A 16010-nucleotide genomic window follows, 5' to 3' on the forward strand; every position below is an offset into this window, starting at 1 on the left:
AACATAATTTTACTCTTGCACCCCGATCAATTCTCCCCATAATTCCCCCTTATATCTACATTTTTATTACATTTGCACCCAAGAAACTAAAAATGTATGAAAATGAATATGCGTATAGCAGCAATACTCCTTTTAGGATATTGTGCAGGTATGTCAACTCCTGCTTTTGCCCAGAAAAAGGACAAGCTTAAAAAAGGCCCCAACATCTCCTTGAACATTTCCGCGAAGAAAGACAGTGTCAAAACCACTTATCTGAATATCGGTCTGCTTACAAATATCTATCAACTGAAAGGAATCGGTATCAACGCTGTATCCAGTGTTGTACAAAACGATATGACGGGTTTCCAAATCTCCGGCCTTGCCAGCATTACCGGACGCCACGCCTCCGGTTTCCAACTGGGAGGTATTGCCAATGTAGCCGGAGGCAATGCCAATGGCATCATGCTCAGCGGACTGATGAATGTTGCCGGAGGGAAAGCCAACGGTATCCAAATTTCCGGATTAGGCAACATTGCCGGAAACATATCAAGAGGAGTTATCATCGGCGGTCTGATGAATCTGGCCGGCAACAAAGCCCAAGGAGTTCAGATAGCCGGCTTGGCCAACATTGCCGGAAAATCACAAAATGGCGTCGCTATCGGCGGACTGATGAACGTATCTGCCGAGAAACTGAACGGAGCACAAGTTTCCACCCTGCTCAATATCAGTGGCGGAGAAGCCAAAGGCGCTCAAGTCTCAGCCATTGGTAATGTAGGTGTAAACGTGAATGGTATGCAATTCTCCGCCATCAGCAATATCGCTGCCGGAGAAATCAGAGGCTTGCAGCTTTGCGGTGCGGTAAATATCGCCGTCAAGACGGAAAATGCCCTGCAATTCTCAGGACTGACCAATGTTTGCCAAGGCAAGTTACGCGGTGTGCAGTTCGCTCCCGGCAACTACGCCGGAGAAGTAAGCGGCGCGCAAATCGGTTTACTCAACCTGTGTGGCGGGAATGTAAAAGGAATACAAATAGGAATCATCAACCATAGCAAGGATACTACCGCCCATAAACTAGGTTTGGTGAATATCACTCCCAAAACCCGTATCCAGATGATGCTGTTTGCAGGTAACACCAGCAAACTGAATGCTGCCGTGCGTTTTAAAAACCGCCGGAGTTATACCATGCTGGGTATCGGTACACACTATCTGGATTTGAATGACAAATTTTCGGGCTGCGTGTTCTATCGTGCCGGTCTTTACTATCCCATCGCCTCCAAACTGGAACTAAGTGGCGACTTAGGTTATTTCCATATAGAAAACTTTGAAAATGAAGATGCGGAAACACCGGAACGCATGTATTCATTGCAAGCCCGTATCAATCTGGAATATAAATTCAAATCCAGAATCAGTTTCTTTGCATCGGGTGGTTACGGCATGACGCGCTACTATGATAAAAATAAGTTCTACGAAAAAAAAACTATTTTCGAAGCAGGTGTTATCTTGTTTTAAGCAGCCCCGTCACCCTAGTATAAACTAATCCATACAGTATGAAACTACAGCATATCGCATTAGTCTGCCTGCTGGCATTAAGTAGTGCCGGGAACGTCACAGCCCAGATGCTCCACCGCCCCGATTCCATGTATACATTCACCGATCCTCGCCTGCAAAAAAAACACCCTTGGCGTGCCGCTGCCGAAACTTTCGGAATGAATGTCGGAGTATGGGCATTCGACCGTTATGTAATGAACGAAGACTTTGCCAAAATCAGTATCGGCAGCATACGACGCAATATCAAGCATGGTTTTGTATGGGATAACGACCAATTCTCCACCAACCTGTTCGCCCACCCCTATCACGGAAATCTTTATTTCAATGCAGCACGCAGCAACGGACTTACCTTTTGGGAATCGGCTCCATACGCCTTTGCTGGTAGTTTGATGTGGGAAATAGCCGCAGAAGTGGAGCCGCCCGCCATCAATGACCTGATGGCAACCACCCTAGGCGGCATCGCCCTGGGAGAAGTAACGCACCGTATGTCTTCTTTGGTACTGGACGACTCCAAGCGTGGTTTCTCACGTTTCACCCGCGAGTTTTTGGGAACCTTGATCTGCCCCATGCGGGGATTGAACCGAATGATAACCGGCGAGATGTGGAAAGTAAAACGCTCTCATTACAAATACCACGATTACGACCGCATTCCGGTACACTTTTCCATAGGTGCCGGTGACCGTTATCTGGCCGATGACAATTACCTGTTCCGTGGAGAGCACAATCCCTACCTTGAATTCCGGGTACAATACGGAGATGCCTTCGATAAAGTGAATGACGGCCCATACGATTACTTCACCGCGCGGGCCACCTTCGGTCTTTCCGGGAACCAGCCTCTTATCAGCCAGATCAACCTGATGGGCAAACTATGGGGTGTTCCCCTGAAAACCACTACCGGCATGGAAATGATGTTCGGTATCTTCCAGCACTTCAACTATTTTGATTCCGAGGAAGTGATTGACGGATCGGGGCGTATCCCTTACAAGATTTCGGAAGCTGCCAGTGTGGGACCGGGTATGATTTATAAATTCCCCCGAATGAACAGCCTGGTAAATTTGGAACAGCGTGTGTTCCTGAGTGCCATCCTGCTGGGTGGAAGCCTTACCGACTATTACAACGTAATAGACCGCAATTACAATATGGGAAGCGGATACAGCATAAAGAACAACACCATTCTGGACTTCGGCCGTTACGGCATGTTCGCACTGAATATGCATCTTTACCAGATTTTTACCTGGAAAGGATACGAACACAAGGATTTGGAAACAATAGATCCGCTCTATCTGAATGCGCAGGGAGACAAAGGAAATGTAATGCTCGCTGTAGTGAATCCGATTATCGAGCTGAATCTAAGCTCCCACTTCAAAGCCAATATGGAAGTGTCCTATTACTACCGCCACACACATTATTCCTACCATGAGGACATAAAATATAAGACCTTTGAAACCCGGCTAGGATTGATTTATCAATTCTAAAGCAAGGAAGAACGGACACGGCTCAAGGTTTCGGGAGTCATCTGTAATAAGGAAGCGATGTACACAAGAGGCGCACGCTTCAATATTTCGGGATGAAGCTGCAACAATCTGTTATAACGTTCATGAGCCGGTTCAAAACGAAGCGTGTCCGCCTTCACCTGTGACTCTATCAAAGAATGTTCGATAAAACCGCGATAAAGACGTTCGATATCGTGATATTGATCTATCAATTTCTCCACTTCCACACGGGGTAACTCCCATACCACGGATGCTTCCAAAGTTTCCACCATCAAGCGGGTGGGCTCCTGTTTAAAATAACTCTCTATGCAAATAATCATTCCGTTCTCATAACCGATATGCTCAGTCAGATCTTTATCATATTTATAATAAAATTGTCTGAGCATTCCTTTTTCTATAAACAACATCGATTTACAAACCTCACCGGCCTGCAAAACAATCTCCCCTTTACGATATTTTCTACAAACTAAGATTTCGGCTAATGCGTGAACACTTTCTCTACTGAGAGGATGGTTAACTTCTGCTATCCTTCTAGCTATGTCTATACTAGTTGTCATGTGCTCCCAATTTTTGTATTTGCTGCAAAAATACAAAAAAGGCTGGATTATTAGACATAAATTACAAAATTAAACCGATAAAGTTCTGAATAATAGTTTTTTTTATATACTTTTGAAACGCAATAGTAATAAAACGACCTTTATGAAACTACTAGCCTCTTTAACAATCCTGGGTTTAGTCATGGCACAAAGTGTCACAGCCCAAACGAATTACACAAAGGATCCGGAAAGCTGCACTAGCATTATGGTAGGAAAGAAAGCAACTACCGATGGATCAGTTATAACCAGTCATACATGCGACAGCTGGTACCGAACCTGGGTAAACATGGTTCCGGCAGAAAGTTATGAAAGGGATACTGTAATGAATATTTACGATGGCCGTATGCATACCGAGTTTGTAGCCGACCAGACTAATGTAAAAATCAAGGGGCAAATACCACAAGCTAGAAAAACATATGCCTTCATGGACACCTCCTACCCTTGCATCAACGAAAAGCAGCTGGGGATAGGTGAAACTACCGTAAGCGGACGCAGGGATCTGGAAAATCCCAAAGGTATGTTTATGATTGAAGAATTGCAACGTGTGGCATTGCAACGCTGTACAACAGCCCGTGAGGCTATCCGCCTGATGGGAGATCTCATAAAACAATACGGTTATGGCGACAGCGGCGAATGTCTGACCATTGCCGATCCTGATGAAGTATGGCACTTCGAAGTCTTCGGAGAAGGAAAAGATAACATTGGCGGAGTATGGGCGGCAGTCCGTATTCCGGATGATCATGTAGGCGTATCTGCCAACATCTCGCGAATCAGCACCCTCAATCTGAAAGATCCCGACCACTATATGGCTTCCGAAAATGTATTTGACGTGGCTAAAAAATTAGGATATTGGGATGGAAAAGAGCCTTTTAAATTTTGGAAAGCTTATAGCGGAAAGAATTACTCCGGCCAACTGAAATCCTTCAGCACCCGCGAGCACTTTATCCTGAATGCACTGGCACCGTCATTAAAGCTTGATTATGAAGCAGAAGAACTGCCTATCAGTGTAAAACCCGACAAGCAAGTATCTGTAACCGATGTTATGGCATTGCTCCGGGAAACATACGAAGGAACGCCGCTGGATATGACACAGAATCTGAAAGTTACGGTAAAAGATAGAAAAACCGGAAAAGTAGACACCATTATCAGCCCGAAAGCCAATCCGTGGATGCGTGGCGATGAACTGAATATGCTGAACGGTATTAAAAAGGGAGTTGTGAAATCAGTACGCAATATCGCAGTTCCGCAATGTGCTTATTCTACAGTTATCCAATTGCGCAACTGGCTGCCCGATGCAGTAGGCGGTGTGGTATGGTTCTCTATGGACAACCCCGGACAAAGCCCGCGCGTTCCGGTATTCTGTGGCATTACTGATTTCCCTGCTATGTATAAAATCTGCGGTAACCACCGCTATCGCGACGACGCCGCCTTATGGCACTATCGCCGCGCCAACAAACTGGCTGCTGTAAGATGGGGAACTGCCCGCAAAGTAATGGAAAAAAATATTCGTCATTTCGAGGAAAAAGGACAACGGGAACTTCCATTTGTGGAAGCACAATACCAAAGTATCCTTCAATCTAAAGGGGAAGAAGCAGCCCGTGCTTATCTCACAGACTACACGGCAGACTTTATAGGCGCCACCATCCTTCGCTGGGACGAAATGGCAAACCAATATTGGATTGAGTCACGCTTCGGCTTTTAATTGTTAACCTTATCATATTAAAAACAAACTTATGAAGACAAAAGTATTCACACTAGCCGCACTGCTATGCTGTGCATCAGCCATGTATGCACAAGAAAGTGGTTACAAATTCACGACTGTTGCATCACAGAAAGCAACTCCAGTCAAAAATCAGGCCTCTACCGGAACTTGCTGGTGCTTTGCCACCACTTCGTTCATGGAATCCGAACTGCTCCGTATGGGCAAAGGGGAATATGATCTTTCTGAAATGTTCATTGTACGCCAAAAGTACTTGAACCAATTGGAAGACAACTATTACCGGGGAGGCAACGGGAATTTAGGACAAGGAAGCCTTTCACACACATGGAAGAATGCTTTCAACCAAGTGGGTATCGTACCCGAGGAAGTATATCACGGAATCAACTATAACTCAGAAAAACATAACCACGGTGAAATGGTGAGATATATCAACGCTTTAGGAAACACAGCCGTTAAGATGAAACGTCGCAGCCCGGAATACTACAAGCTGATCAACAACCTTTTCGATACTTATCTAGGAGAACTTCCTGAAAAGTTCACTTACAAAGGAAAAGAGTACACTCCGAAATCTTTTGCCGAAAGTCTGGGTTTGAACATGGACGATTATATCGAACTGACTAGTTTCACTCACAAACCGTATTACCAGAAATTCTCTCCGGAAGTACCCGACAATTGGGAAAATGAACAAATGTACAATCTTCCGCTGGACGAAATGATGGAAGTTGCCGACTATGCTTTGACCCACGGATATACCGTATGTTGGGACGGTGATGTCAGTGAAAAAGGTTTTTCATTCAAAAATGGTGTAGCCATCAATCCGGTAGTGAAAAAAGCGGAAGATCTCTCGGGTTCCGACCGTGCACGTTTTGAGAAAATGGACCCTAAAGAACAAAGAGAGATGCTGGCGGAAGCCTACAAATTTGAAAAACCGTGTCCCGAAGTAAATGTCACTCCGGAAGTCCGTCAGGAAGGTTATGAAGCATTTGTCACTACAGATGACCACCTGATGCATCTTACCGGTATTACCAAAGACCAGAACGGGACCAAATACTATATCACCAAAAATTCTTGGGGTACAGAACGCAATACATTTGGCGGTTATCTGAATATGTCCGAAAGCTATGTACGTGCCAAGACTATTTTCCTCATGGTGCATAAAGATGCTATTCCGGCTGCAATCAAACAGAAATTAGGAATTAAATAAAAAAGAAAAGAGCAGGCGTCCGTTTTTCTAAAATAGACGCCCGTTTTTTGAAAACAGATATCCGGAATCCCAATACATACTTGTGTTTTCAAATGGACATCTATTTTTTAGTAAAAGATTCATAATAACTATGACGAAAAAGAACTTATTTACATTAGTCTTATGCTTATTCTGTTTCGGAACCACAACTCATGCGCAACGTATCCCCACATTGGAGGAGGCCGTATACGGAGGACTGATCAAGACAGAAGGCGGAAGTAACGTGAACTGGATGAAAGATGGAGAACGTTATTCCAAAATAGAGAAAAATGCCGAGGGAGCATACGAAGTCACTGCCTACAAAGCAAAGGACAATTCCAAAGAAGTGCTGATCCCTGCCAATATGCTTTTGAATCCGCAAACAGGAAAACCTATCTCTGTCCGCAATTTCGTATTCAGCGAGGATAACTCCAAAGTATTGATCTATACCAATACCCGTCGCGTATGGCGTTATGATACCCGCGGTGATTACTGGGTGCTTAATTTGAAAGACGGCAAACTGCAACAATTGGGCAAAAGCTTGCCGGAAGCTACCTTGATGTTCGCCAAGTTCTCGCCGGATGCCAGCCGGGTAGCATATGTCTCCAGAAACAACATTTATGTAGAGAGTCTGGTTGACGGGAAAATCAACCAACTAACTCAAGACGGAAATAATGAAATTGTAAACGGAACATTCGACTGGGTATACGAAGAAGAATTCAACTGCCGCGACGGTTTCCGCTGGAGTCCCGACGGGCAATACATAGCCTATTGGCAAAGCGATACCCAAGGTACGGGATGGTTTGATATCATCAATAATGTAGATTCCATTTATCCTAAAATCCAACGTTTTCCCTACCCTAAAGCCGGAACAGCAAACTCCGCTGTAAAAGTAGGCTATGTATCAGCCGACGGTGGAAACACCACTTGGCTGGCTCTTCCAGGTGATGCACGCAACCACTATATTCCACGTATGGAATTCATTCCGGGCTGCAACGAACTGTTCATCCAGCAAATGAACCGTGCCCAAAACACCAATAAAGTATGGATTGCGAAAATAGGTGAAAATACCCCCGTCAATATCTTTACCGATCAAGATGCCGCATGGTTGGAAACGAATGACAATGTGCGTTGGTTGAAAGGGAACAAGTATTTCACTTGGGAAAGCGAACGTGACGGATGGCGCCACCTGTATCGTGTAAGCCGTGATGGTAAAGAAATCAAGCCCATCACCCAAGGAGCTTTTGATTATATTCAAGAAGTAGGTGCGGATATGGATAAAGGTTTTGTGTACTTTATCGCCTCTCCCGACAACTTCACCCAGCGCTATCTCTACCGGGCACGTCTTTTCGGCAATGGAGAGGTAAAGCGGCTAAGTCCTGTTGACCAAAGCGGGCAACATCGTTATATCATGTCACCGTCCGGCAAATGGGCAGTCCATACATTCAGTAACTCGGAAACTCCCCCTGTAATCGACATGGTGTCTTTCCCTGCCCATAAAAGTATACGTCTGATTACTGACAATGCAAAAGCCAAGGAGCAATACAAAGCCTTGGGGCTGCAACCGAAAGAATTTGTAAAAACCCGTTCAGGAGAACTGGAACTGGATGCATGGATGATCAAACCCGTAAACTTTGATCCCAGCAAAAAATATCCGGTCATAATTGATGTCTATGGAGAACCTGCCAACGCCACCGTGCAGGATGTATGGAGCGGAGGAAGTTTATGGCACCAGTACTTGGCAAACCTGGGGTATATCATAGTCAGCATCGAGAACCGTGGTGCCAATGCACCCCGTGGACGCGAATGGCGCAAATGTATTTATGGAGAAGTCGGAACCTTTGCCAGTGAAGATCAGGCAAGAGGCATCCAAGACTTGGCACGTCAATACTCTTTCATTGACACCGCACGTATCGGTATCACCGGCTGGAGTGGCGGAGGCAGCCAGACGCTGAACAGTATGTTCCGTTATCCCGATGTTTTCCACACAGGTATTGCCATTGCTTTTGTGGCCGACCAGCGTCTGTATGACACGGTTTATCAAGAACGTTATATGAATACTCCTCAAAATAATCCGGAGGGTTACCGCAAAGGGTCTCCCATCTCGTATGCAGCAGGATTGAAAGGCAACTTGCTGTTAATTCACGGTACAGGAGATGACAATGTCCATTATCAGAATTGTGAAATGTTGGTCAATGAACTGGTACGGCACGGAAAAATCTTCTCACAGATTTCTTACCCGATGCGTTCCCATGGAATTTACGAAGGCGAGGGAACCAGCTTGCATCTGCGAAAGACAATGGCTGATTACTGGCTGAAAAACCTGCCTGCCGGAGGAAAATAAATATGCCAAAATTCCTGCTGATATGATTATACAGTCGGCCATTCTGAACATTAGTGAAACTTTTCATATACATAAAATGATTAGAGTCCAAATTTTTCACAAAAGTTCGGGATGGCAGACTAATAAACCGATTTCGTTTTAGCAAGCTTAGCACTAAACACATAAACTAAATGAAGAAAATACAACTATTCTTATTACAATTTCTGTTAATATCTATTACGCAGCACACCAATGCCCAACTCCCTGTCAAAACAGAATATACCGTTGAGATGGGAGGAACATCGGGTAAAGGAACCTACGCGCCGATGTGGCTTACTGCCAACAGGCAAGGTTTATCTTCTGCCAATACCCAAAATGGTTATTTACGGGCAGGGATTGCACATACAATGCCATTAAACCAACATTTCGGCTTCAGTGCAGGACTGGATTTGGCAACCGCCTACAATTTCACCTCCTCCTTCATCATCCAACAAGCCTATGCAGACCTCAGTTACCGATGGTTGAACCTGAGTATCGGCAGCAAAGAACGCTTGCCCGAGTTAAAGAATTCCAAGTTAAGCAGCGGGAGGTATGGTAGAATCAAATAATGCCCGCCCCATTCCCCAAATACGCCTGGAAGTTCCCGATTATGTAGCCATACCAGGTACCCATAAATGGCTTCACTTGAAAGGACACATAGCCTATGGACGTTTTACTGATGACAAATGGCAGGAACATTTCACCTCCATAGGCAACCCATATACCATTGATGTACTTTACCACAGTAAATCGCTTTTCGCCAAAGTAGGAAACAAAGAACATTTTCCGGTAGAATTTGAAGGAGGAATACAAATGTCCGCCCAATTTGGCGGAGACCAATATATTGCAGGACAAAAAGAGCCTGTAATAGATATGCCTACCCGGTTTGTTGACTTTATGCGTGTATTGGTTCCTATGGCCGGAGATGATACCACACCCGAAGGCGAACAAGTAAACATCTACGGAAACCATGTCGGTAGCTGGAATTTTGCCGCAACAGCTTATCTTAACCGATGGAAGGTAAAGATCTATTATGAACATTATTTCGACGACCACTCCCAAATGTTTTTCCAATACGGACGTTGGAAAGACGGACACATCGGACTGGAAATAACTTTTCCCAAAAACCGCTTCATTGATACTTTTGTATACGAAGGATTAGGAACAAAAGATCAAACCGGACCTATGCTGTATGATTCCTTTTGGGGGGAATTTGAAGAGCAAATCAGTGCTAAAGATAATTATTATAATCACTACCTCTATCAAGGATGGCAGCATTGGGGAATGGGAATAGGTAATCCTTTACTTCCCGGACCTATTTACAACAAGAACGGACAGATTACTTTTATCAGCAATCGTGTACTGGCACATCACATAGGATTCTGCGGTTCCCCATGTCAGTCGCTAAGCTATCGTATGCTGCTCTCCTACTCCCGCCATTGGGGTACTTATGATAATCCTCTGAATGAGATCAAGAAACAATTCAACTCTTTGTTTGAAGTAACTTATGCTCCACAACAACTGAAAGGATGGAGTTTCACTGTATCCGGAGCTATGGATCGCGGCAACTTACTTGGAAATAATTATGGTGGAATGCTGGTTATCCGCAAACAAGGAATTATCAAATCGGGCAATAAATAGAAATTTTAACTGTCAACCCAATCAACATATGAAACAAATATTATTATTTATACTCTTTATGCTGGGAATCAGCAGTTGTGACAAAGCTCCCATCAACGGCAAATTAGATGGCAGATGGCAATTAATGACTATAGAATATACTAATGGGAAAATAGAAGAATGTAACCGCATTTATTATAGTATCCAGTTACATTTGGTGGAAATCAGTGCCAAAGGTGGAAATGGAGGCACTCATATCGGACGTTTCTCTTATAAAGGAGATGAGGTAACCATGAGTGAATTCCGCCACCGGGGAGATGAAGAAAAACTAACGACACTGAATGAATTGAAACCTTTCGGACTTAATCAAGCTATTAATCATCTTAAGGTGGAAAAAGCAACAGGCAAGAAACTAATTCTGAAATCTGATTATGCACGCCTCACATTCAGAAAGTTCTAAAAAAATATACCACAGGCTATACAAACTGTCTGCCGATAAAATATCGGCAAAACAATTTATACGCTATAGCAGTGGCAAACCACTATACCGGATTTCCAGAAATCAATTTATCGGCAGAAATAAAACCGGTGCCACCACTCATGGAGCCGGCTTTACAAATATTGAAGCCGGCTTCATGAAACAAGTTCTTTACCTTCCTGTAGTCTGTGGTGAAATAAATTTATCTTCTAGGCTTGATATCCAATTTTACCGGCTTCAACATGTTTTCCGGACTTAGGATTGTATCCAACTCTTCCTTATTTAAAATACCATGTTCCAAGACCAGTTCATAAACACTTCTACCTGTTTCCAACGCTTCTTTTGCAATCTTTGTAGAGTTTTTATAACCAATAATCGGATTCAATGCGGTTACTACACCAATACTGTTATGCACTTCAATCTTGCAACGTTCCGCATTAGCAGTAATACCTTCTACACAACGTGTACGCAAGGTTTCAAAACCATTGATCATTAAATCTACAGATTCAAAACAACACTGTGCCATCACCGGTTCCATAGCATTCAGTTCCATTTGGGCAGCTTCGCCAGCCATAGTCACACATAGTTCGTTACCCATTACCTTATAACAAATCTGATTCATCACTTCAGGAATCACCGGATTCACCTTACCTGGCATTATAGAAGATCCCGGTTGCATAGCCGGAAGGTTGAATTCTCCTAAGCCACAACGCGGTCCGCTGGCCAGCAAACGTAAATCATTACATATTTTATTTACCTTTACGGCTATCCTTTTTAAAGCTGAAGCATAACCTACCAAGCAGGAAGTATCTGAAGTAGCTCCTACCAAATCTGACGACAATTTGAAATCAAAACCTGTAATTTCACACAATGCTTTCACACATTTTTCCGCATATCCCGGTTCCGCACAAATGCCTGTACCAATAGCGGTAGCACCCATATTTACTGTCAGGAAGTCTGCCGCAGCTTCATTCAAATGACGAATTTCATCTCTCAATATACTGGCAAAACCATTGAATGTCTGACCTAAAGTCATAGGAACGGCATCTTCCAACTGAGTACGCCCCATTTTGATGATATGTGCAAACTCTTCTCCTTTCTTATGGAATGCACCAATCAGCGATTCCAAATAAGGCAGAAAACGAAGATGAGAATAATACATGCCAATATGGATTGCAGTGGGATAAGCATCATTCGTTGATTGCGAGCAGTTCACATGGTCATTAGGAGAGCAATATTGATACTCGCCACGTTTGTGTCCCATAATCTCCAAAGCACGGTTAGCAATGACTTCATTAGCATTCATATTGGTAGAAGTACCGGCACCTCCCTGAATCATGTCTACCGGGAATTGCTCATGATGCTCACCATTTAAGATTTCCTGACACGCCAACACTATGGCATCTTTTTGTTCTTTAGTCAATAAACCTAACTCATAGTTAGCCATTGCAGCTGCCATTTTCGTAATGGCAAGACCGTTGATAAACAACGGATATTCATTTAGATGAAATTTACTTATTGGGAAATTTTCTATGCCTCTTAGAGTCTGCACACCATACAATGCACTGGCCGGAATTTCGCGGGCACCAATTAAATCACTTTCTACTCGGGTTTCTTCTGTAAGTTTTGTTTCCATGATCAGGTTATTTATTAGTTTATCATTTCTTATTTTATACAGCAAAGGTATAAACTAACATTTTGATATCAAAATATAATCTGATATAATTTCAAAATATTATTTTATACTTATTTTTCGAGATAAAGCAGACAACAAACTTACATTATGAAAGTTCATTCAGTTAACAAAGTCTTATATCCTTTGAAGTTCATTCAAAAAACAGACATAAAAAAAGGCGTCCATTCAGAACGCCCTTATTCTATTTTTTAACTTCGGAACTCTTATTTAACCTTTATTCTATCAAAGCCTTCTCCAAATACACCAATGACAGCACTTTGTGATACAAATGCATTCGGATCTATATCTTTTATCAAACGGAATATAGTAGTAGACTCACGTTTTTTTGCCAGCACAAACATCATTTTCACACCCGCACCGGTATAACAACCTACTCCGTCAATGAACGTCACTCCTCGATGAAGGTCTTTATTTATGCGATGCCCTATTTCTTCATGCTTCTTAGAAATAATAAAAAATTGCACTGACTGACGGGCACTATTTACTACCTGATCCAAGACAAAGCTGGATATAAACAAGACAACATATCCATATACCACCTTCTCCCAATCATGCAATACAAAATAACTGGAAGAGATAATAACCAAATCACACATCAAAATAACCCGGCCCAAAGTAATATCACGATACTTATTGACAATAGCAGCTATAATATCCGTACCTCCTGTGCTACCATTGGCAGAAAAAGCGACACCAATACCACCTCCGCAGAAAAAGGCTCCCAAGACACAAGCCATGAAAGGTTGGTCATGTATTAAAGACTCTCCCCCGGTCAAATCCTGTATGATAGGCAGAATAGAACTCAGCACAAATACAGCATAGATGGTTTTCACACTAAACTTCCATCCCAAAATAACCAAAGAAAGTATCAACAATGCTCCGTTTATTCCCAAATAGGTGTACTGAACCGGCAAACCGGTAGCCCAATAAACAATAGAAGCAATACCTGGCACCGCACCCGAAGGAAGGTCATTAGGTAACAAAAAGACGGTCCATCCAATAGCATACATCAGCATACCAAGAGCAATCAACATATAATCCCTTAGTTCTCTGATAATCCGTTGCTTACGCGTCGTAATAAAGACTGAATCCATGTGAGTTTTCCTTTATAAAATCATATTGTCCGCAAAAGTACAAAAAGATTGAATCACTTGGCTTCAAAAGGTGACATTTTTTCAAGTAAAAAGTCCTGTTAGTCCGATTTATCAAAAACAACAGTGCCTTTCACCCTTTATTATTCTTTAGGATGTAAATACCAATCTTTATAATCCGCACCAAAAGAATCTCTCCACTGTTTAAACTCGGGATAATAGGTAGTAATAGACACCTTCTCTGAAGGCCATCTAAATTCACTGTTACTGATATTTATAGCGAAAGGCATATTATCTTCTGCTATATAATACATTGGGATACCATTGGAGTCTTGACTCAAATCACTACCCGTACCACGTAAACTCTCATCAGCTACGCTTGTCGGCTTATAGCCTGACAAATGTACTTCATGAGAACGTTTATTCACAAAAATGAAAGAATTGTAAGGCGGATAAGCATCCATGTCGCTTACTTTATCATATTTTTTAAATCCGATCACTACAGTCACAGGCTTTTTGAGAACAGGCTTTATATCAGAAAAAAGTATTAATACAGGCTTTTCTATTCCCGGCTCAAAGTTTTTTCCGATCACATTACCTTCTTGACTCACCTGCACCAAATCTATATGCTCCTTCCCTACGTAATCCAACTGAAAACCAAACCCATTTGTATAAGTAGCACCATCATTCATCGGAGTAAAAGTAGTAGTGGTGCGCACCAATGCGTTAGAAGATTTATCTTTCACAACTGTACTGGAATAATATATCACAACATCATTCATATCGTAATCATTCTTATCAGGCCAATTGTCCTCATAAGCCAAAGACCCTTTGACTACATACGAAATTTCACCCTTATTTACTTCATCCGGTATATTAGGAGTAGGTTCTACAGAAGAAGAAGCAGACGCCATAATAGCAAACTGTACATCATTAAAACGCATGTCCACATTATCTTCCATAGCCATAAAGAAACAATTGTCCAGTTCCGGATCACTTAACAAAACTGAACGTTGCTCTTTATTATCGTTATATGCAGGATTAGAATAACGAGGAAAAACACCCTTTTCTTTTCCAAATCCCATTCCCAATAAAATCCATCCAATATGAGTGCCTTGGGGAAATTCATCTTCATACTTGCTTTGTTCCTTATTCCAATATTTTAGTTTTATTTGCTCACCGACTAAAGATTTAGGAGCATTCCTACTGGAACGTGGAATCAGGATGGTCTTTTTTATGGTAGCTATGTCCACAGACTCTCCTTCTTTATAAGTATAATAAGCAACCATATCCTCCCACGCAGTAGACGAGAAATCAAAATAAGTCGCGACCAAACCTGTAGATTTAGTTATTACCATATCATTACTCCCTGAAGTACGTAGTTCCGGAAACCTTTCCAACAAATTACGATTATCTACTACTATAGAACGGCTTAAATTACTGCATCTCTCTAAAAAAGCACCGGGTATATCCAACTTTTCAGGCAACAAATAATCAGGAACCCCATTTTCATTCCAATTACCCAATACATCATATCCGTCAGGATAACTCACTCCTCCCATTACCGCTCTAGAATGCCCGTTAGCAGACAGTTGTGCCTTATAATCAACATAATTAAAGGTTAGTCCGTCAGATAGAAATTCCAATTCAACAGGTGATACGACCAACACATTATCAGTTACCAGCCATACCTTTTTCAAATAAGCCGGCAAAGATACTTTTGAAAAAAATCTACCATTCATATCAGTCGAAGCGGCATAAATGGGATTTATATCTTTAAATTCCCAAGTATTTCCAACTAATTCCATAGGATATTCATCATACAGATAAAAAGCAGTCTGTACTTTCATGCCATAATCAATGATAAGTTGACTATTACGGACAGTAGTAAAATCAAAAAAATCGTCTTTATTGATTTTTTCCTCCTCTTCTTCCTCTCCCCCCGTATATATATCATGCATATTACGCAAGCAAGACACAAAGAAAACTGATAAGCAGATGATCCAAAATTTTGTTTTCATAAAGTAGTGCGTGATTATTTTCGACAAATATAGCCATAAATAACTAAAAAACAACTAAATAGTCAGAAAAAAAACTGTCCCCCGACTCACGTCGGAGAACAGCCACAACACAAACACAAAATAAAACACGACAAAACTACTATGCAATTTTTTAGCCTGCTCTATGTTTTGAGTAACATAACTA

Annotated in this window: 10 protein-coding genes and 1 pseudogene; 7 read left to right on the forward strand and 4 right to left on the reverse strand. The window is 42.2% G+C overall.

From position 1 onward, the window contains the following. Nucleotides 1–102 precede the first annotated feature (102 nt). Together BVU_RS19415 and BVU_RS19420 are read left to right on the forward strand one after the other, a co-directional pair. A complete protein-coding gene (locus BVU_RS19415) occupies nucleotides 103–1488 on the forward strand; it encodes a hypothetical protein (RefSeq protein ID WP_032945748.1) in 1386 nt (461 codons plus the stop codon). A gap of 38 nt (nucleotides 1489–1526) precedes the next feature. Then, nucleotides 1527–3002: a DUF3943 domain-containing protein gene (locus BVU_RS19420; RefSeq protein ID WP_012055923.1), complete on the forward strand. Its 1476-nt coding sequence runs from the start codon at nucleotides 1527–1529 to the stop codon at nucleotides 3000–3002. Here BVU_RS19420 and BVU_RS19425 read toward each other — a convergent pair. Further along, on the reverse strand, nucleotides 2999–3577 hold the full coding sequence (locus BVU_RS19425; RefSeq protein ID WP_012055924.1) for a Crp/Fnr family transcriptional regulator: 579 nt from the start codon (nucleotides 3575–3577) through the stop codon (nucleotides 2999–3001). The two genes, BVU_RS19420 and BVU_RS19425, sit on opposite strands and share 4 nt — an antisense overlap. A gap of 142 nt (nucleotides 3578–3719) precedes the next feature. Between BVU_RS19425 and BVU_RS19430 the strand changes: the two genes are divergently transcribed. From BVU_RS19430 to BVU_RS19450, 5 genes and pseudogenes are all read left to right on the forward strand, one after another. Further along, entirely contained in the window at nucleotides 3720–5318 is a 1599-nt protein-coding gene (locus BVU_RS19430; RefSeq protein ID WP_012055925.1) for a dipeptidase, read from the forward strand. A 31-nt stretch (nucleotides 5319–5349) separates the two neighbouring features. Beyond that, a complete protein-coding gene (locus tag BVU_RS19435) occupies nucleotides 5350–6540 on the forward strand; it encodes an aminopeptidase C (RefSeq protein WP_005851616.1) in 1191 nt (396 codons plus the stop codon). Between the two features lie 130 nt (nucleotides 6541–6670). Further along, nucleotides 6671–8902: a S9 family peptidase gene (locus tag BVU_RS19440; protein WP_005851614.1), complete on the forward strand. Its 2232-nt coding sequence runs from the start codon at nucleotides 6671–6673 to the stop codon at nucleotides 8900–8902. A 170-nt stretch (nucleotides 8903–9072) separates the two neighbouring features. Continuing rightward, a pseudogene (locus BVU_RS19445) lies at nucleotides 9073–10561 on the forward strand (capsule assembly Wzi family protein). Nucleotides 10562–10619: 58 nt separating this feature from the next. Continuing rightward, nucleotides 10620–11000 (forward strand): lipocalin-like domain-containing protein, encoded by a 381-nt coding sequence (locus BVU_RS19450; protein WP_005851610.1) that lies wholly within the window; start codon nucleotides 10620–10622, stop codon nucleotides 10998–11000. A 220-nt stretch (nucleotides 11001–11220) separates the two neighbouring features. Here the strand turns inward: BVU_RS19450 and BVU_RS19455 are convergent, their stop codons facing one another. The 3 genes from BVU_RS19455 to BVU_RS19465 all read right to left on the reverse strand — a co-directional run bounded on the left by BVU_RS19455 (nucleotide 11221) and on the right by BVU_RS19465 (nucleotide 15826). Beyond that, nucleotides 11221–12654, reverse strand: coding sequence for an aspartate ammonia-lyase (locus tag BVU_RS19455; protein ID WP_005841516.1), 1434 nt, complete (start codon nucleotides 12652–12654; stop codon nucleotides 11221–11223). 263 nt (nucleotides 12655–12917) lie between these two features. Continuing rightward, nucleotides 12918–13808 carry a YitT family protein gene (locus BVU_RS19460; RefSeq protein WP_005841515.1) on the reverse strand — a complete coding sequence of 297 codons (891 nt, stop codon included), beginning with the start codon at nucleotides 13806–13808 and terminating at the stop codon, nucleotides 12918–12920. Between the two features lie 140 nt (nucleotides 13809–13948). Continuing rightward, complete coding sequence (locus BVU_RS19465; protein WP_005851608.1) at nucleotides 13949–15826, reverse strand: LruC domain-containing protein; 1878 nt, start codon at nucleotides 15824–15826, stop codon at nucleotides 13949–13951. Nucleotides 15827–16010 lie beyond the last annotated feature (184 nt).

The organism is Phocaeicola vulgatus ATCC 8482 (genome assembly GCF_000012825.1).
GTDB classification, from domain to species: domain Bacteria; phylum Bacteroidota; class Bacteroidia; order Bacteroidales; family Bacteroidaceae; genus Phocaeicola; species Phocaeicola vulgatus.

Bases quoted from the DNA above. Each gene is read 5' to 3' on its own strand.
- BVU_RS19415 (WP_032945748.1), top strand. From the start codon at position 103: ATGAATATGCGTATAGCAGCAATACTCCTTTTAGGATATTGTGCAGGT.
- BVU_RS19420 (WP_012055923.1), top strand. From the start codon at position 1,527: ATGAAACTACAGCATATCGCATTAGTCTGCCTGCTGGCATTAAGTAGT.
- BVU_RS19425 (WP_012055924.1), bottom strand. From the start codon at position 3,577: ATGACAACTAGTATAGACATAGCTAGAAGGATAGCAGAAGTTAACCAT.
- BVU_RS19430 (WP_012055925.1), top strand. From the start codon at position 3,720: ATGAAACTACTAGCCTCTTTAACAATCCTGGGTTTAGTCATGGCACAA.
- BVU_RS19435 (WP_005851616.1), top strand. From the start codon at position 5,350: ATGAAGACAAAAGTATTCACACTAGCCGCACTGCTATGCTGTGCATCA.
- BVU_RS19440 (WP_005851614.1), top strand. From the start codon at position 6,671: ATGACGAAAAAGAACTTATTTACATTAGTCTTATGCTTATTCTGTTTC.
- BVU_RS19450 (WP_005851610.1), top strand. From the start codon at position 10,620: ATGCTGGGAATCAGCAGTTGTGACAAAGCTCCCATCAACGGCAAATTA.
- BVU_RS19455 (WP_005841516.1), bottom strand. From the start codon at position 12,654: ATGGAAACAAAACTTACAGAAGAAACCCGAGTAGAAAGTGATTTAATT.
- BVU_RS19460 (WP_005841515.1), bottom strand. From the start codon at position 13,808: ATGGATTCAGTCTTTATTACGACGCGTAAGCAACGGATTATCAGAGAA.
- BVU_RS19465 (WP_005851608.1), bottom strand. From the start codon at position 15,826: ATGAAAACAAAATTTTGGATCATCTGCTTATCAGTTTTCTTTGTGTCT.